Origin of the sequence: Plantibacter elymi (nom. nud.) (genome assembly GCF_900177795.1) — a bacterium.
GTDB classification, from domain to species: domain Bacteria; phylum Actinomycetota; class Actinomycetes; order Actinomycetales; family Microbacteriaceae; genus Plantibacter; species Plantibacter elymi.
The window spans coordinates 116200-133730 of sequence record NZ_FXWJ01000006.1; the positions used below are offsets into that span (position 1 = coordinate 116200).

At 70.1% G+C, this 17531-nt stretch carries 17 protein-coding genes; 6 read left to right on the plus strand and 11 right to left on the minus strand.

The genetic code is table 11. From position 1 onward, the window contains the following. Positions 1-21: 21 nt before the first annotated feature. Positions 22-381, minus strand: coding sequence for an L-rhamnose mutarotase (locus tag CCK91_RS18135; RefSeq protein ID WP_165767090.1), 360 nt, complete (start codon positions 379-381; stop codon positions 22-24). 217 nt (positions 382-598) lie between these two features. Here CCK91_RS18135 and CCK91_RS18140 point away from each other — a divergent pair, with 217 nt between their 5' ends. Continuing rightward, positions 599-1891 (plus strand): MFS transporter, encoded by a 1293-nt coding sequence (locus CCK91_RS18140; protein ID WP_086475228.1) that lies wholly within the window; start codon positions 599-601, stop codon positions 1889-1891. Between the two features lie 18 nt (positions 1892-1909). On the opposite strand, the gene CCK91_RS18145 is transcribed toward CCK91_RS18140, so the two are convergent. Continuing rightward, positions 1910-2779 carry an NAD-dependent epimerase/dehydratase family protein gene (locus CCK91_RS18145; RefSeq protein WP_086475229.1) on the minus strand — a complete coding sequence of 290 codons (870 nt, stop codon included), beginning with the start codon at positions 2777-2779 and terminating at the stop codon, positions 1910-1912. A gap of 107 nt (positions 2780-2886) precedes the next feature. Between CCK91_RS18145 and CCK91_RS18150 the strand changes: the two genes are divergently transcribed. Continuing rightward, the gene (locus CCK91_RS18150) at positions 2887-3495 is read left to right on the plus strand and encodes a DNA alkylation repair protein (protein WP_086475230.1); all 609 of its coding nucleotides are present in this window, start codon (positions 2887-2889) and stop codon (positions 3493-3495) included. A 198-nt stretch (positions 3496-3693) separates the two neighbouring features. On the opposite strand, the gene CCK91_RS18155 is transcribed toward CCK91_RS18150, so the two are convergent. The 3 genes from CCK91_RS18155 to CCK91_RS18165 all read right to left on the minus strand — a co-directional run bounded on the left by CCK91_RS18155 (position 3694) and on the right by CCK91_RS18165 (position 7418). Further along, a complete protein-coding gene (locus tag CCK91_RS18155; protein WP_086475231.1) occupies positions 3694-5139 on the minus strand; it encodes an L-fucose/L-arabinose isomerase family protein in 1446 nt (481 codons plus the stop codon). Between the two features lie 102 nt (positions 5140-5241). Beyond that, complete coding sequence (locus CCK91_RS18160; protein ID WP_086475232.1) at positions 5242-6348, minus strand: LacI family DNA-binding transcriptional regulator; 1107 nt, start codon at positions 6346-6348, stop codon at positions 5242-5244. 140 nt (positions 6349-6488) lie between these two features. Beyond that, entirely contained in the window at positions 6489-7418 is a 930-nt protein-coding gene (locus CCK91_RS18165; protein ID WP_086475233.1) for an aldo/keto reductase, read from the minus strand. A 48-nt stretch (positions 7419-7466) separates the two neighbouring features. Here CCK91_RS18165 and CCK91_RS18170 point away from each other — a divergent pair, with 48 nt between their 5' ends. Continuing rightward, on the plus strand, positions 7467-7895 hold the full coding sequence (locus tag CCK91_RS18170) for a PLD nuclease N-terminal domain-containing protein (protein WP_086475234.1): 429 nt from the start codon (positions 7467-7469) through the stop codon (positions 7893-7895). A 138-nt stretch (positions 7896-8033) separates the two neighbouring features. On the opposite strand, the gene rhaS is transcribed toward CCK91_RS18170, so the two are convergent. The 4 genes from rhaS to CCK91_RS18190 all read right to left on the minus strand — a co-directional run bounded on the left by rhaS (position 8034) and on the right by CCK91_RS18190 (position 12861). Next, positions 8034-9095: a rhamnose ABC transporter substrate-binding protein gene (rhaS, locus tag CCK91_RS18175; protein ID WP_085514253.1), complete on the minus strand. Its 1062-nt coding sequence runs from the start codon at positions 9093-9095 to the stop codon at positions 8034-8036. A gap of 70 nt (positions 9096-9165) precedes the next feature. Then, positions 9166-10266, minus strand: coding sequence for an ABC transporter permease (locus CCK91_RS18180; RefSeq protein ID WP_079706408.1), 1101 nt, complete (start codon positions 10264-10266; stop codon positions 9166-9168). Beyond that, positions 10259-11311 carry an ABC transporter permease gene (locus CCK91_RS18185; protein ID WP_079706409.1) on the minus strand — a complete coding sequence of 351 codons (1053 nt, stop codon included), beginning with the start codon at positions 11309-11311 and terminating at the stop codon, positions 10259-10261. The genes CCK91_RS18180 and CCK91_RS18185 overlap by 8 nt, the downstream gene beginning before the upstream one ends. Beyond that, positions 11308-12861 (minus strand): sugar ABC transporter ATP-binding protein, encoded by a 1554-nt coding sequence (locus CCK91_RS18190; protein ID WP_086475235.1) that lies wholly within the window; start codon positions 12859-12861, stop codon positions 11308-11310. The genes CCK91_RS18185 and CCK91_RS18190 overlap by 4 nt, the downstream gene beginning before the upstream one ends. A 197-nt stretch (positions 12862-13058) precedes the next feature. On the opposite strand from CCK91_RS18190, the gene CCK91_RS18195 reads away from it, so the two are divergent. The 3 genes from CCK91_RS18195 (at position 13059) to CCK91_RS18205 (ending at position 16513) form a co-directional block, all read left to right on the plus strand. Beyond that, positions 13059-13763, plus strand: a complete 705-nt coding sequence (locus tag CCK91_RS18195) for a response regulator transcription factor (protein ID WP_086475236.1) — start codon at positions 13059-13061, stop codon at positions 13761-13763. Between the two features lie 4 nt (positions 13764-13767). Then, positions 13768-15201, plus strand: a complete 1434-nt coding sequence (locus tag CCK91_RS18200) for a sensor histidine kinase (protein WP_086475237.1) — start codon at positions 13768-13770, stop codon at positions 15199-15201. A 280-nt stretch (positions 15202-15481) separates the two neighbouring features. Then, positions 15482-16513: a LacI family DNA-binding transcriptional regulator gene (locus CCK91_RS18205; RefSeq protein ID WP_207568259.1), complete on the plus strand. Its 1032-nt coding sequence runs from the start codon at positions 15482-15484 to the stop codon at positions 16511-16513. 18 nt (positions 16514-16531) lie between these two features. Here CCK91_RS18205 and CCK91_RS18210 read toward each other — a convergent pair whose 3' ends face one another. Further along, positions 16532-16963, minus strand: a complete 432-nt coding sequence (locus CCK91_RS18210) for a type II toxin-antitoxin system VapC family toxin (RefSeq protein ID WP_086475238.1) — start codon at positions 16961-16963, stop codon at positions 16532-16534. Continuing rightward, positions 16960-17286: a FitA-like ribbon-helix-helix domain-containing protein gene (locus CCK91_RS18215; protein WP_207568260.1), complete on the minus strand. Its 327-nt coding sequence runs from the start codon at positions 17284-17286 to the stop codon at positions 16960-16962. The genes CCK91_RS18210 and CCK91_RS18215 overlap by 4 nt, the downstream gene beginning before the upstream one ends. Positions 17287-17531 lie beyond the last annotated feature (245 nt).

Sequence of the window (17531 nt, forward strand, 5' to 3'; positions counted from 1 at the left end):
ACGTGAATCGTTTCAACGATGCTACTCGTGCAGGACGGCGAGCTGGTCCTCGAGGTGGAACACCTCGGTGAGCCGGAGGAAGCCCTGGTCGGGTGGGAGGTCGAGGTCGATGAAGAACTCGCCCATCTCGGCCTGCCAGCGCGCGTTGACCTCGGTCTCGGCCATGCCGGCCTGGGCTGCCTCGAGCGATGCCGTCTCGAAGTACCCGATGAGGAGGCCGTCGTCGCGGACGAAGAGCGAGTAGTTGTGCCAACCGGTGTCGGCGAGGGCCTGCAGCATGTCCGGCCAGACGGCGGCATGGCGTTCGCGGTACTCCGCGAGGCGCTCGGGTTTGACCTGGAGCTGGAAGCACACGCGGTGCAGGGGTCGGGCACTCGTCATCGAGGCGCACCTTTCGGTTCGGGTCACGGACGCTCTGAATCGATTCAGAGGATCGCAAGCAGCGTATCCGGGCGATCGGCCGCGGGTCAACGGACCGGCTGCCCGGACGTCTGAAGATCTGGACAGGGTGCATCGGCCGTTCGACGGTCAGGGCGTGCCCGTCGTCCGCACCGATCACCCCTGGACACCCCGGAGTGAAGTCCCTAGCGTGGATCGCATGGCTGCCGATGACGCGCCACCCGATGCACCCACGATCGACGGTTCCGACGACTCGGAGGAGACGACCGTCGCCTCGGAGAGCCCGCGCTGGCGTCGCGACGTCGCGGTGTTCCTGTCCGGCCAGACGGTCTCGCTGTTCGGCTCGATGCTCGTGCAGTACGCGATCATGTGGCACCTCACGCTCGAAACGAAGTCCGGTGTCGTGCTCGCGTTCGCCGCCGTCGCGGGGTTCCTGCCGCAGGCGATCGTGTCGATCTTCGGCGGGGTGTGGGCCGACCGCATGAACCGCAAACTGCTCATCATCGCGGCCGACGGCTCGATCGCCATCACGACCCTCGCGCTCGCGATCTTCCTCATCAACGGCGCCGCCGACCTCTGGCTCATCTTCCTCACGCTCGCGATCCGCTCGGTCGGCGCGGGCATCCAGATGCCGGCGGTCTCCGCGCTCATCCCGCAGATCACGCCGACCGACAAGCTCATGCGGGTCAACGGCATCAACGGATCCATCCAGTCGGCCATGATGCTCGTCGCCCCGGCTGCGGCCGGCGCGCTGTACGCGAGTGCGTCGCTCGTCGCGATCTTCTTCGTCGACGTCGTCACGGCCGCGATCGGGATCGGGCTGCTGCTGCTCGTACCGGTGCGGACGCTCGTGCGGTCGGGCGAGCGCCCCGGCTACTTCGCCGACCTCACCGAGGGCGTGCGATACGTCTGGCACCACGGCTTCGTGCGCTGGTTGCTCATCCTCTTCGCGATCGTGTTCCTGCTGATCGTCGCGCCGTCCTACCTCACACCGCTCATGATCGCCCGCTCCTTCGGCGACGAGGTCTGGATGCTCACCGTGAACGAACTCGCCTTCAGCGTGGGGATGGTCGGCGGCGGAGCGATCATCGCGATCTGGGGCGGTACCAAGAACCGCGTGCTCCTCATCGTGGGATCCTCGGTGGTGTTCGGGGCGCTGTCCATCGGGCTCGGGCTCTCGACCAACCTCTGGGTCTTCTTCGGCTTCATGTTCCTGCTCGGGATCGCGGTGCCGTTCTTCTCGACGACGTCGATGACCCTGCTGCAGGAGCGCGTCCAACCGGAGCGGCAGGGTCGCGTGTTCGGGTTCGTCGGCATCGTCATGGCGGTGTCGATGCCGCTCGGGATGATCGTGTTCGGACCGCTCGCCGACGTCGTCTCCGTCGAACTGCTCCTCGTCGTCGCCGGCGTGCTCACGTTCGTGGTGCTCGCCGTCGCCGTGCTCGTGCCGTCCGGTCGACGGGCGATGGCCGAGGTGACGAAGCAGCCGTGACCCGCTGCGATCGTCCGATCAGGGGAGCTGCGCCGAGTAGCCCTCGCGGTAGGTGGGGTAGCGGTAGGTGAATCCGGTGTCGCGGAGCGCGGCCGCCGTGATGCGCTTGCCGCGATGATGTTCGTCCGGTGTGCGACCGGCGTCGTCGAGCGTCGGGGGAGCGACGCCGAGTCGATCGGCGAGGAAGTCGGCGACCGTCGACAGCAGGACCGGCTCCTGGTCGATGCCCGCCACGACCGGCGGGAGCGATGCCGCCGGCAGGCCGAGGAGGTGCACGATCACGGCCGCAGCGTCGTCACGGTGGATGCGATTGGTCCAGCCGGAGGGCCGGGTGACGCGGCCGTCGCGGACCTGGTCGACGAACATCGTGGACGTCGGACCGTAGAGGCCGCCGAAGCGGATGGCGCTCGCCTCGGGCACCGCGGTGAGGACGGCCTCCTCCGCGGCGAGCAGGGCGCGTGCGGTGCCGGTGGTCGGGACGGCCGGCGTGGTGTCGTCGATCGTCTCCCCGCCGTCCTCGCCCCACACCGCGGTCGAGGAGACGAACAGGATGCGGGGCGGGGTGCCGGGGAGCGCGGCGACCGCGCTCAGAAGACGCCCGACACCGTCGCGGTAGAGGGCGTCATAGGCCTCGACCGAGCGTGCCCCCGGTGCAAGGGTCACCACGATCGCGGTCGTGTCCGCAGGAAGGTCGGGGGCGGAGGTGGTGAGGTCGCAGAGCTGGAGGGTGAAGCGCCCCTCGACAAGCTCGGGGACCGGGTTCGGCTCAGGGATCGGGTTCGACTCGGGTGCCGTGCGCTTCACGCCGACGACGTCGTCGCCGCGAGTGAGCAGCCTCCCGGCGACATCCGAGCCGAGCTGTCCGAGTCCCACGATCACGACGGTCATCCACCCACCGTACCTATTCATGGGGCACGTGCCCGCTCTCACGGCACGCCTTGCATCACGTGCCGCGAGAGTGGGCACGTGCCGCCAGCGAAGAGGAGAATGGTGGGATGAGTGCTGCGGGGGAGTTCATCGACGCGGCGCTCCAATACGAGGGCGACGGCTACCGAGCAGCGGACGTCGCCGAGCGGCTCGGCGACGGGCTCCGGTCCTACGGGTCCTCGGTCGGTGCGGTCCGCGGCACCGTGCGGGACGCCCTCCGGAAGTTCCGCGGGCTGGAGCACGACGAGCTGACGGCCCTCGCCTCGGAGCTGTGGGCCGTGCCGGTCTTCGAGCGTCGACTCGCCGCGATCGTCCTCCTGCAGTCGAGCGTCCCGGTGCTCAGGCACACCGATCTGACACGGATCGAGGGCTTCGTCCGCGCCGGTCGGGTGCCCGAGCTCGCCGACCCGCTGGCCACCGACGTCATCGGACCGCTCCTGGAACGCCTCGACGGGACGGCCCGAGCAAAGGCCGAGACCGTCCTCGACCGCTGGATGCAGGACGAGCCCTGGTTGCGACGGGCGGCATTGTTCGCCCCGATCCGCGAGCTCGGTGCGGGTGGTGGCGATGTCGATCGCGCCACCCGTCGGCTGGCGGTCGCCCTGGACGGGTTACAGCGCCCGGCGCCGATCGCCGTGGTGGAGCCCGCGGTGGAGCGTCTTCGCGCCGTGCTGTGATCCGTCTATCGGCAAGCGCCCTTCGACAGGCTCAGGGACCGGGTTCGGCTCAGGGACCGGGTGTTCCGGGCGCCACGTCCTCCGGTCACTGAGCTTGTCGAAGTGCCACCGACGGGCTTCCTGTTCTGAGGGCCCCTCGGCGGGGCTGCCCTTCGACAGGCTCTGGGACCGGGGTTGGCTGAGGGGCCGATGCGTGCCTCACACCTGGCGGAAGTCGATCCCCAGGAGGCTCGCCGCAGCCCGGTAGTCGGCCGCCCGGTGTCCGAGTGACAGCGACCAGTGGTGCCCGATACCGGTCGCGCTCCACTCGTCCACCCAGACACCCGGGTCGCGCCCGAAGTCGACGCGGCTCGTCGTGTTGCCGATCGCGAGCAGCGGGCCGGGGACGACCTCGCCCTCCGACGCGACGAAGGCGAGCGAGCCGTCGCGGTCCTGCCCCAACCCCAGCAGCGTGACGGGGCCGTGCCGCACGTCGAACTCGACGCTCACACCCCAGCCGCGCTTGCCGTGATAGACCCCGAGGCCGCGCAGCAGTGGGTCGCGGGAGCTGACGGCGAGGTGCGCCGGTCCGTCGTGCCCCATCTCGACGACCTCGTCCACGAAGTCCAAGGCCTGGATCTCACAGAACGATCCACCGGCGCCGACGACCTGGGTCGCGAGCTGCGCGACGGTCGTCCGCAGCTCGTACTCGCCGGTCGTGGGGATGCCGCGAGCGGTGAGGAGGGACGCACCGAGGATCATGCCGGCGCCGAGTCGCTCGTGCTGCTCGCCGTCGCGACCCCGGTGGTAGTAGGCCAGGCTGTCGAGCGCGAACTCGTCGACGAGCCGATCGAGCCCGACCGACACCTTCGCTCCCCACGCGAAGTCGTCCTCGATCACCGTGTCGTCGAGGGTGAAGATCTCGCGGGCGAGGGCCATGCGGTCGGCGACCTCGGCGTCGGTCACCTGGTCGACGAGGACGCGGAGGTCGTCGAACTCCACGACTTCGACGTGCGAACCGAAGGTGGTCGGCAGCAGGGTGAGGTCGGTGGAGACGTCGAGCATGCCGGGGTAGACGTGCCCCATGAGGCCGTGGCGTGCGTGGCGGAGGGCTGCGCGGACGTGCGCCGCCCGGATCCACTGCGAGATGCGGTCCCACGCCGACTCCTGACGCAGCCACCCCGACACCGAGCGGAACGGGATGCCCGCGCGACGGAAGACGTTGCCGACCTCGGGCACCGGGCATTGCCCGCAGTAGGCGAGCCAGGCACCGGTGTCGAAATTCGCGTGGTCCATCCGCTCGGTCGGCTGCAGGTCGATGACGAGGACCGGGGTGTTCGCGCGCTGGGCGATCGGCAGGACCATCGAGGAGGTGAGGTAGGTGGTGAGGAACAGGACGATGAGGTCGCAGTCGCCCTGTCGGAGCTGTTCGGCCGCGGCGTCGCCCTCCTGCGCGTCCGAGATGAAGCCGACGTCGACGACCTCGGCGTCCATCTGCTGGAAGCGTTCCGAGACGTACCGGGCCGACGCCTGGAGCTGGGGGAGCAGCTCCGGGAACTGCGGCCAGTAGGTGCCGAGGCCGCCGGCGACGAGGCCGATGCGGGGCTTCCGCCGTGCCTTCGGGGTGAGGAGCGGGTGGACGGCTGCTGCTGGGGAGTGGGTCATCGTCGATCCTTGGATGGGTGCGGGGTGCCGGAGTATTTAATCGATTAAATACTGGTGACGACTGTACCCGGGCGTCACCGCCGCGTCCAGCCTCGCCGCTGCTCAGGCAGGCAGGGGAGCGGACTCGCGGACGACGAGATGCGGCTCGAGCGTGCGGGTGACATGCTCGTGCGCCGCGCGGTCGGCGCCCAGCTCGGCCAGGAGGATCTCGACGGCCACGCGCCCGAGTTCGTCCTTCGGCTGCTCGACCGTGGTGAGCGGCACCCGCCCGTCGGCCGCGAGCGCGAGATCGCCGTAGCCGACCACCGACACCTCGTCGGGCACCGCGAGGCCGCCGTCGTTCAGTCCCCTGATGACGCCGAGTGCGAGCTGGTCGTTCGTGCAGAACACGCCGGTCGGACGCGGTGTCCGCGCCGCGATCCGACGACCTGCGATGCGGCCCGCGTCGACGGTCATCTCGTCCACGGTGACCTCGCGGAGGTCGTCGGGGTCGAGACCGGCCGCGATGAACGCGTTCCGGGCACCCTCGCGTCGATCGGCGCACTGCGGGATCGCCACGTCGCCGTTCACGAGCACGATCCCTGGACCGGGTGTCGCGGCACGCTTCGCCGTTCGGGGCACGTCATGCACGACGTGCCCCGAGGGCTGAGGAGTGCCGTCACCGCCGTGCCGCCGTGTCGCGAGCAGGTGGGCGACCGCCAGCTCCCCGCCGTGCACGTCGTCGATCGCGACGGAACAGCCGGTGCCCTCGGGGGCGGTGCGGTCCATGAGCACGAGGCGGCTACCGACCCGTCGCAGCTGGGCCAGTCGGGAGGCGTCGGCCGTCAGCGGAGCGACGAGTGCGCCGGCCGCCCGGTGCTCGGCGAGCATCTCGAAGTGCCGGAGTTCGAGGTCCGGATCGTCGTGGCTCACGCAGAGTGCGACCGTGTAGCCGTGTTCGGCTGCGGCCTCGGTGACCCCGCGGGCGATCGCCGAGTAGAACGGGTTCGCGATGTCGGGGATGACGAGACCGATGAGCCGGTTCGTGCCCTGCCGCAGGGTGGCGGCGGCGCGGTTGGGGACGAAGTCGAGCTCCTCGATCGCCGCGAGGACACGCTCACGCGTGGCGGGGGCGACGATCTCGGGGCGGTTGAGCGTGTTGGAGACGGTCGCGTTCGAGACGCCGGCGAGTCTGGCGACGGCGGCGAACCCGATGTCGTGCTTCGCCATGCTGCCCTCCGGTTCCTCTCCGAGCGTACCCGTCCCCAACTCAGGACGGCCGCGGCGTGTCGGCCGCGTCAGCCGGTCAGCAGGCGCGACACGCGGCTCGTGTCCTGAGTTGGGGAAGGTGGGTATGGCGGAGGCGACCGCTACGGGAGGGTGTGTCCCGCGGCGGTGAAGAGGCGGTACCACTCCTCGCGCGACAGCGTCACATCGGAACCCGAGGCCGCCTCCTGGACGCGCGACGGCTTGGTGGTGCCGAGCACGACCTGGATGTTCGCGGGGTGCCGGGTGATCCACGCGGTCGCGATGCCGGACGGCGTCACGCCGTGTGCGGCTGCGAGCTCGTCGAGCACGTCGTTCAGCTCCGCGTAGTGCTCGCGGTCGCCGATGAAGACGCCCGTGAAGAAGCCGGCCTGGAACGGCGACCACGCCTGCAGGGTCATGCCGGTCAGGCGGCTGTAGTCGAGCATGCCGTTGTCGCGGTCGATCGACTGGTCGAGGCCGGCCATGTTCGCGGCGACGCCCGACGCGATGATCGGGGCGTGGGTGATGCTCAGCTGCACCTGGTTCACGATGAGCGGCTGCTCGACGGAGCCTTTCAGCAGCTCGACCTGCGCCGGCGTGTGGTTCGAGACGCCGAAGTTCCGGACCTTGCCCGCGGCCTGCAGGGTGTCGAACGCCGACGCGACCTCTTCCGGCTCGACGAGGCTGTCGGGGCGGTGCAGGAGCAGGAGGTCGAGGTAGTCCGTCTTGAGGGCCGCGAGCGACTCGTCGACGGTGCGGAGGATGTGCTCCTCCGAGAAGTCGAAGAAGCCCGTGCGGATGCCGACCTTCGACTGGATGAGCACCTGCTCGCGTTCGGCGGCGGTGAGGGTGACGGCGTCGCCGAAGCGACGCTCGCACCCGTGACGCTCCGAGCCGTAGATGTCGGCGTGGTCGAACACGGTGACGCCTGCGTCGCGTGCGGTGTGGAACAGAGTGCGGATGGCCTCGTCGTCGAGGGCCTCGATCCGCATGAGGCCGAGGACGATGCTGGACGCGGTCAGGTCGGTCTGGGGCAGGGGGATGGTCTTCATCCGACCATCCTGGCCGAACCCACCGGTGGTCTGCCTAGGATTGACGACATGTTCGTGTTGTCGTTGCTGCTCATCGTCCTCACGATCATCGCGCTCATCGACGTGGTGGGTCAGCCCGAGCCCGTCGTGCGCAACCTGCCCAAGATCGTGTGGGTGCTGCTCATCGTCTTCATCCCGCTCATCGGCGTCGCCCTGTGGTTCCTGCTCGGCAAGGACTGGTCGACGAGCCGGATCAAGCTCCCCGAGCGCCGTGGCCGGAAGCAGTCGCGGACGTCAGGCTCGTGGGGCCCGGGTCGCGGCTCCTCGTCGCCCGCGACGCCCTCGCAGTCGCAGCCCGACCGCGCCGTCAGCAGCACAGAGGAGCAGCTCGCGGCCCTCGAGCGCGAGATCCAGGCCGCCGAGGACGCCGAGCGTATCCGCAAGCTCGAGCTGGAGATGAAGCGCGCCGATCCCGACGCCGACGACGAACGCTCCTGACGATGAACTCCCGTCACGACCCACTGCCCTAACTCAGGACGCCGTCGGCGTGTCGGCGGTGGCGCGGGCCCTGGCGGGGCGACGCGCCGAGCCGCTCCTGAGTTAGGGCAGTGGTGGTTCGGTTGGTGCGGGTGACTCCTAGAAGTCGTACTTGTCGATGTTCGACGCGTCGAAGGTGGTCGGCGGGCCGACGATGACGGTGCCGTCGGCGCCGACCTCGCGCTCACCGAGGTCGCCGGCCTCGAAGGTGTCGCCCTCCTTGCCGGTGATCGTGCCCTCCGCCAACGCCTTGCCGGCGAACGCGGCGACGTAGCCGAGCTGAGCCGGGTCCCACAGCGCGAACGCGGTGACGGTGCCGTCCTTCACGAACGGACGCATCTCGTTCGGGAGGCCGAGGCCGGTCAGCGCGACCTTGCCCTTGTACTCCGAGGTGGAGAGGTAGCGGGCGGTCGCGGCGATGCCGACCGTCGTGGGCGAGATGATGCCCTTGAGGTTCGGGTGCGCCTGGAGCAGACCCTGGGCCTCCTGGAACGACTTCGTGTCGTCGTCGTCGCCGTAGACCTTCGCGACGAGCTTGATGTCCTTGTAGTCCGGGTTGGAGGCGAGCTCCTCCTCCATGTACTTGATCCACTCGTTCTGGTTCGTCGCGTTGGCCGTGGCCGAGAGGATCGCGATCTCGCCCGAGCCACCGATCTGCTCCGAGATGAGCTTCGTCTGGATCAGGGCGACGTCTTTGGCGACGACCTGGGAGATGAAGACGTCGCGGCAGTCCTTGCTGGTGTCGGAGTCGAACGCGACGATCTTCGCGCCGCCGTCACGGGCCTCCTTGAGGGCGGGGCAGACGGCGTCGGGGTCGTTCGCCGCGATGACGATGACGTTCGTGCCGGCCTGGGTCTCGGCGTTGATGAACGACACCTGGCTGGACGCGCTCGCCTCGAGCGGGCCGACGACCTCGGTGGCGCTGAAGCCGGCCGCCTTCGCGCCGTCCTTGCCGCCGCCGAGCACGACGTCGGTGTACGGGTTGTTGAGCTGCTTGGGGATGAAGGTGATGCTCTCCGCGGCACCGCCGCCGCCACCTGATCCCGCGGAGTCGCCGGTGGCGCACCCCGTCGCGATGAGTGCGAGGGAGGCTGCTGCGGCGATGAGGGCCGCTGCGCGACGGGCCGAACGGCCTGCTGCGCGGTTTCGAATCGACTGCATTGTCTGTTCCTTTCTGGATACGCCTGGTGCTGTGGCGTGGGGTGCCCCGAGGGCTGCGCCGATCGGGAGATCAGTGCTGGGGCAGGCTGCGTCGGATCCGTCGGTGGTGGTTCCACTGCTTGACGGATTCGAAGATACTGGGGCCGACCACCGAGGCGATCAGCAGGGTCCCGGTCACGATGATGAGAACGACGTCGGAGACGCGGCCGAGCCGGAGCGCGTAGTTGATGGTGCCGATGAGCAGCACGCCCGCGACGACACCCGGGATGGAGCCCTTGCCACCGAAGATCGAGACGCCGCCGAGGAGTACGGCCGCGATGACGGCGAGTTCGAGCCCGGAGGCGTTGTCGCTGCGGGCGCTCGAGTAGCGGAGCGTCCAGAACACCCCCGCGAGGGCGGAGACGCCGCCGGTCGCGACGTAGAGCCAGAACTTCGAGCGGGCTACCTTGATGCCGACGAAACTCGCGGCCTCCGTGCTGTATCCGAGCGCGTACAGCCCGCGGCCGAACGGGGTCAGGTGCAGGACGACCCCGAAGGCGAGCACGACGACGAGGACCCCGACCATGACCACGGGGATGCCGGTCGAGCCGATCTTCGACGTGAAGAACGCGGTGAGCTCGGGCGGGAAGTTCGCGACCGCGTTGTCGCCGATGACGACGAGTGCGAGGCCGCGGAACAGCGCGAGCGTGCCGATCGTCACCGCGAGCGACGGGAGTCCGACCACCGCGATGAGGAAGCCGTTGAACGCGCCGGCGACGACCCCGACGAGCAGCCCGATGAGGAGGACGACCCCGATGTCCATCCCGCCGCCGGCCCACAGCACACCGATGACGGCGCTCGTGAGGCCCGCGGTGCTCGCGACGGACAGGTCGATCTCGCCGGTGATGATGACGAGCGTCATCGGCATCGCGATGAGGAGGATCGGGATGACGTCGAGGAGGAGGAAGCCCACCGTGACGGGGGAGGCGAACCGTGGGATGAGCAGGCAGGCGCCGATGACGACGACGAGCAGCGCGTAGATCATGATCGCGTCGCGGCCGAGGAGGATGCGCGAGGCGCCGGTGCGGCCCTTCGGTTCGGCCACGAGCACGCCGGTGGTATCGGTGCCGAGCGGGCCGGAGCCCTTGGTGAACGGCGCCTTCGGGGCTGCCGGGGTCTTCAGATCAGACATCGCGTGCCTCGCTCATTCGCAGTTTCTTGGCCGTTCGGAGGCTGGCGACGCGGTCGATGATGATCGCGGCCAGGATGAGGATGCCCACGATCGCCTGCTGCCAGAACTTGTCGACGCGCAGGGCGGTGAGGGCGCTCGTGATGGTGGTGAGGAGGATCGCGCCGATCGCGGCCCCGGCGACGGAGCCGCTGCCGCCGAAGATCGCGACACCACCGACCACGGCCGCCGCGACGACGTCGAGCTCCATGCCCGACCCGGTGGTCGCGCCGACCGAGTTGAAGCGGGAGGCGTAGAGCACGCCGGCGAGTCCCGCGAGCAGGCCGTTCGCCAGGAAGGCGAGGAAGACGCGGCGGCCGACCGGGATGCCGAACAGCTTCGCGGCGTCGGGGTCCGACCCGATCGCGTAGAGGTCGCGGCCGGAGCGGGCGCCGGCCATGTAGACGGCGACGACGACCACGACGAGGATCGCGATGAGGGTGATGACCGGGAAGCCGAGGACGGTGTCGACGGACAGGTTCCCGAACGCGTCGGGTCGGTCGTCCGCGAAGTACTGCGTGCCACCCGCCCATGCGTTGTTCAGGCCTCGGTAGATGTAGAGCGTGCCCAGGGTGATCACGAGGGCGGGGACCTTCGCGATCGTGACGAGCGCACCGTTGATCGCACCGAGCACCGCGCCGAGCAGCATCGCGATGGCGAACACCGCGATGATCGGCAGCTGCGGCATCGTCGCGAACATCGTGCCGGTCGCGAAGGCGACGAGCCCCAGGATCGAGCCGACGGACAGATCGACGTTGCGGGTGATGATGACGAGCGCCTGACCGACGGCGAGGATGATCATGATCGTCGCGTTGAGGAGGAGGTCCTTCACCCCCTGCGCCGACAGGAACAGCGGGTTCGCGAGGTAGGTCACGAGCACGAGGACGACGAGGGCGACGGTGACCGGGAGCTCCCGGAGTCGCACGATCGATGCGATCGGGTTCGTCGTGCGCTCGGTCGCTACGGTGACGGGGCCGCCGCCTCCCGGCTTCGTGGTGGTGTCGGTCATCGTGCGCCTTCCAGGGAACCGGTGGCCGCGTGCATCACGGTCTCCGGGGTCGCTTCTTCGCGGGTGAGCTCGGCGGTGATCCGGCCCTCGTGCATGACGAGGACGCGGTCGGCCATGCCGAGGACCTCGGGCAGTTCGGAGGAGATCATGAGGATCGCGATGCCGCGGCCGGCGAGTTCGGAGATGAGGCGGTGGACCTCGCTCTTCGTGCCGACGTCGATGCCGCGGGTGGGCTCGTCAACGATCAGGAAGGTCGGCTCGGTGGCGAGCCACTTCGCGAGGACGACCTTCTGCTGGTTACCGCCGGAGAGGGTGGAGACCGCGTACTCCTGGGAGCCGGTCTTCACCTGGAGGCGGGCCGACCATTCCTCGGCCGCCTCGCGCTCGCGGCGGCCGGAGATGATCCCGAACCGCGCGAGCCGGTGGCGGAGGGTGAGAGTCGCGTTGCGGGCGACCGAGAGGTCCATCACGAGACCCTGCTTGCGGCGGTCCTCGGGGACGAAGCCCATGCCGGCGTCGATCGCGGCCTGCGGGTCGCCGGCCTTCACCGGCTTGCCGCCGAGCGTGACGCGTCCGGTGTCGTAGGGGTCGATGCCGAAGACGGCGCGGGCGACCTCGGTGCGCCCCGCGCCGACGAGTCCCGCGAGGGCGACGATCTCACCCGAGCGCACCGTGAACGAGATGTCGGAGAAGACGCCGGCGCGCGACAGCCCGTCGACGGTGAGGACCGCGTCGCCGATCTCCGCGTCCTGCTTGGGGAAGAGGGCGGCGATGTCGCGACCGACCATCTGCCGGACGATCGCGTCGACCGTCGTCTCGCTCGTGACGTGCGTGGCGATGTAGCGGCCGTCGCGCATGACCGTGATGCGGTCGCACAGTGCGAAGACCTCTTCGAAGCGGTGGGAGATGAACATGATGCCGGCGCCCGCGTCTCGCAGGGAGCGGGCGACCTGGAAGAGGCGGTCGACCTCGACGCCGGAGAGTGCGGCGGTCGGTTCGTCCATGATGAGGACCTTGGCGTCGAGCGAGATGGCCTTCGCGATCTCGATGATCTGCTGGTCGGCGATCGAGAGGCCCTCGGCGACGCGGTCGGGGTCGATCTGGACGCCGAGGCGGTCGAACAGGGCGCGGGCGGCCTTCCGCATGGCGCCCGTGCTGATGAGTCCCAGGCCGTTCTTCGGCTGGCGGCCGATGAAGATGTTCTCGGCGACGGTGAGGTCGGGGAACAGCGTCGGCTCCTGGTAGATCACGGAGATGCCCGCGGCCTTGCTGTCGGCGACCCCGCGGAAGGCGACGGGCTTCCCCGCGAGGGTGAAGTCGCCGGCATCGGGGGTGTAGAGCCCGGCGAGGATCTTCACGAGCGTGGACTTCCCGGCGCCGTTCTCGCCGACGAGCGCGTGGATCTCGCCGGCCTCGATTTGGACGGTGCCGTCGGCCAGGGCGACGACGGGGCCGAAGGTCTTGGCGGCTCCGATGAGCGAGAGCGCCGGCTGGGTGCTGCGCCCGGTGGGCTCGGTTCGCGCCGGCTGCGCTGGATGGTCGATCGTCATTGAGGGTCCGTTCCTCCACGGTGAGGGGCTCGCTCCAGGCGGGATGTGAATCGATTCAGGGTCGGGAGCACCTGCACTGTATGGCCGTCCGATCACGGGCGGCAAGGTGAAGCGGTCGTTCCTGACAGGACCTTCAGAAACGGCGCCCCGGTCGGCTCGCCTAGGCTGTGGATGCTCGATGGCGAAGGAGGACGACCGTGCGGATCCTCGTCGTCGATGACGAACGCGAGATGGCTGGCCTCCTCTCCCGCGGTCTCGGGTCGGACGGCCACGACGTGACGACCGCGTTCGACGGCCCGACCGCGCTGGACCTCGCGCGGCAGGCGATCGCGTCGGCGTCCGGTGGCGACGCGGGCTTCCAGGTCGCGGTCGTCGACGTCATGCTCCCCGGGCTCTCCGGATTCGCCGTCTGCCGTGAGCTCAAAGGCCTCGACCCGACGCTCGCGGTGATCCTGCTCACGGCGCGCGATGCCGTGGACGACCGGGTCCGCGGGCTCGACGCCGGAGCCGACGACTACATGATCAAGCCGTTCGCCTTCGCCGAGCTCGCCGCGCGCATCCGCGCGGTCCGGCGTCGGGACGCGCTCACCGTGCAGCCCCGCTTGGACGTCGGTGGGCTGACGCTCGACCTGCACCGGCATCGGGCTCGTGTCGGCGACCACGACGTGCCGCTGAGCGGGACCGAGTTCGACGTCCTCCGGGTGCTCGCGACCGAGCCGGGCGTCGTCGTCTCCCGGGCGGCCATGCTGCGCGAGGTCTGGGAGACCTTCGACAACATCGACCCGAACGTCGTCGACCAGTACATCAGCCGGCTCCGTCGCAAACTCGATCTGGCGGAGGCCGGCGTCCGCATCGTGACGAGCCGCGGCGTGGGGTTCTCGCTCGTCGCCGCAGGGGGCTGAGGGAATGTCGTCGGAGCGTCGCCGATCGACGCGGCACCACGGCATCCGCACGCGGATCGCCGGGGGCAGTCTGCTCATCGCCGTCGTCGTGTCGCTCTTCGCCGGACTCGCGATCAACGCCCAGCTGGAGCGCATCGTCCGCGACGGCACCGTCCAGGCGCTCCGCAGCGACGGCGCGCAATACGTGTTCGCGCTGCAGGCGAGACCCGACGACCCGCTCCAGGGACCCGGCCTCGGCACCCGTATCGCGGTCATCGCCCCCGACGGCTCCATCCCGGTGTTCAGCCTGCCGACGACGCTCGCCGCGCAGCTCCCGGCGCTCGCCGCGACGCGGGAGGTCACCACCGTCGACGCCGGTTCCGCCACCTACATCCTGTTGTCACAGCCCGTGACCGTCGGTGGCGACACCTGGTACGTCATCGCCGGACGCGATGAGGCCGAGGAGACGACCGTCCTCGTCCAGATGCGGCTCCTCCTCATCGGGTCCTTCGCGCTCCTCGTCCTCGGCGTCGCGGCCGGCGGATGGATCCTGACGACGGTGTCGCTCCGGCCCGTCACCCGGCTCCGGGTGAGTGCGCAGAGCCTCAGCGAACGGTCGACGGACGAGGTGCTGCCGGTCGGCCGTGCGGACGACGAGATCGCGCCGCTCGCGATCACCCTCAACGACCTGATCGAGCGGCTGCGGGCCTCGGCGGACCGCGAACGGCAGCTCGTGTCCGACGCGAGTCACGAGCTCCGGACGCCGCTCGCGATCCTCCGCACCCAGCTCGAACTCGCGCGCCTCGAGGACTCGTCGCGCGAGCAGCTGCTCGCGGACATCGAGGGGGCGGAGCGCAGTGCCACGCGACTGTCGGCGCTCGTCACCTCATTGCTCGAGCTGTCCCGCATCGAGGCGGCGACGCCGGAGGAGCGGACGAGCGCGGCCAGGTTGGAGGCCGACGTGCTCGAGGCGGTCGAGCGCGCGCGGTTCCGGGTCGCCTCGGACGACGCGCTGGCCGGGATCGAGGTGGAGTACGTGAGCGCGGTCGCCGAGAGCGGGCCGGGGGACGGTGCAGCGGTGTACGCCGTGCGCGCTGACGACGTCGGTCGGGTCGTCGACAACCTCGCGGGGAACGCGCTGCAGGCCTTCACCGAGCGCGGGGGTGCTCCGCGCCGGGTGTCGGTCATGCTCGACGACGACGGCGGTCAGCTCACGCTGCGGGTGTCGGACAACGCCGGAGGGCTCGACCCGGCCTTCGAACCGCGGGCCCTCGAGCGGTTCAGCCGGTCGGACGCGACACGGTCCTCCGGGCACGGCTCCGGTCTCGGGCTCGCCATCGTCGCCGCCATCGCGCGCAACGCGGGCGGCGCGATCGTGCTGCACAACCGTCCCGGCCACGGTCTCGAGGTCGTCGTCACCCTGCCCGCCGCGTCCGCCCGGCCGGTCGATCCCGCCTGATCGTCCCCCCGTTCTCAGGAGTCGCCCGGTGTGTCGGGGTAGGGCGAGGGCGCCGCGCCCGGGAACTCCTGAGTTGGGGACGGCGGCGGGCGGGTGGCCCGTTCTCAGGAGTCGCCCGGTGTGTCGGGGTCGGCCGGGTGCGGCGCGCCGGGGAACTCCTGAGTTGGGGACGGAGGCGGGCGGGTGGTAGCCGACTGCGCGGGCGCGATGAGTCACTGCATGCAACAATGAGCCAGCCCGTCCGGCGTCGCCTGGCGGGTCCGACAGGCGAAGGGGAGCCGTGAGCGCGAGCGTGAAGGACGTCGCGGCGAGAGCCGGCGTCTCGGTCGGGAACGTGTCCAACGTGCTGAACCGCCCCGAGAAGGTCTCGCCCGTCACGGTCGACCGCGTCCACGCCGCGATCGACGAGCTCGGCTTCGTGCGGAACGACGCAGCCCGCCAGCTTCGCGCCGGTCGCAGCCGCAGTGTCGGCCTCGTCGTGCTCGACGTCGGCAACCCGTTCTTCACCGACGTCGCCCGCGGTGCCGAGGACCGGGCCGATGCGGAGGGGTGGTCGGTCCTGCTCGGAAACAGCGACGAGAGCATCGACCGCGAGCGCGCCTACCTCGACCTCTTCGAGGAGCAGCGGGTCGCCGGCGTCCTGATCACCCCGCTCGGCGACGACCTCACCCGGCTCAGCCGACTACGCGACCGCGGGACGCCGACGGTCCTCGTCGACCGGCAGACCGAGGACACGAGCTTCTCGTCGGTCGCCGTCGACGACGTCGCGGGCGGGCGGCTCGCGGTCGAGCACCTCATCGGACTCGGTCGGCGCCGCATCGCGGTCGTGGGCGGTCCGTCCTCGCTCCGGCAGGTCGTCGACCGGCTCGCCGGTGCGCGTCAGGCGGTCGATGCAGCCGCGGCCGGTGGTGCCGAGGTCACCCTCGAGGTCGTGGAGACCACCGCGTTGACGGTGCTGCAGGGCCGTTCCGCGGGCGAGGCCATCCGGAACCGTCCTCGCGACGAGTGGCCCGACGCGGTGTTCGCGGCCAACGACCTCCTCGCGATGGGGGTCCTGCAGGCGTTCAGCATGCTCGGTTCGGTTCGCGTGCCGGACGACATCGCCCTGATCGGGTACGACGACATCGACTTCGCGTCGGCGGCGGTCGTCCCGCTGTCGTCGATCCGTCAGCCGAGCGCGCTCATCGGCCACACCGCCGTCGAGCTCCTGCTCCGTGAGGCGGACGCGGGCGCTCGACGCGTGCCCGAGCAGATCGTCTTCCAGCCGGAACTCGTCGTCCGGCAGTCGACGGTCGGCTTCGACCCGTCCTGAGGCGGGTGCCGCCCTGGGTCACGCCGGGTGGTCGGGGACCCACGGGTCGATGAGGTGGAGGCCGACACCGGCGAAGTCGCGCGTGTTCCGCGTCGCGAGAGCGGCGCCGGAGGATCTCGCGATGGCCGCGATGATCGCATCCTGAGGTCCGATGGGGTTGCCGGAACGGCGTCGCGTCGTCATGAGCTCCGCGTAATCGAGCGCGGCTTCCGCGGAGAAGGGGAGGACGCGTCCTGCGAAGTCGGCGTCGAGCACGGTCGCCACGGCCCCGACGAGCGCCGATCGGCGAGCGCCTGCAGGGAGGCGCAGGGCTCCTTCGAGGAGTTCGGCAGCGGTCATCGCTGTGAGATGGAGGTCGGCTTCGTCCTGCCGGTCGAGCCACCGGGCCACCCTCGGCTCGGGCCGTGGCCTGAACAGTTCGGAGACGACATTCGTGTCGAGGATGATCACCTCAGGGCCGGGTCGTCCGCGTCGGCGCTCGCGGCATCGTCGAACGGATTCGGTCGGACGGTCGCGGTGCGGTCGGGTAGTTCGATGACGAGTTCACCGTCGAGGTGGAGGTCGACGAAGCGCTGCTGGATACGCTCCGCCAGCCCCGGTCGGTCGCTGTCGGTGGCCGAGGCGGCGCGGAGATCCTCAGTCGTCGTCGTCCTGACGGCCGCAGCCAGGATCGCCCGGATCTCCGCCTCCATGGATCGTCCGTGCAAGGCGCCGAGCTGTTGCAGACCGCGTTTCGTGTCCTCGTCGAGATTCCGGACGGTCACCGTGGGCATGTCGTCACCTCTCGTGGGAATGGAGTGCTAGCACGATGCTAGCACTTCGGTGATTCGGGCTTCATCGGTCCTCCACAGGCCACGCCAAGCGGAGGATGCTCTCAGGGTCGTCCACGTAGGGTGGCCGTTTCGCCTCCCTCGGATCGGGCAACCGGTCGACCGCGGTCATCGAGGGACGGCTCTGCCGAGGCGATGCTGCACCCACCGAGCATGAACCGAGCGCGCCCCCGACGCGACCGAGACCC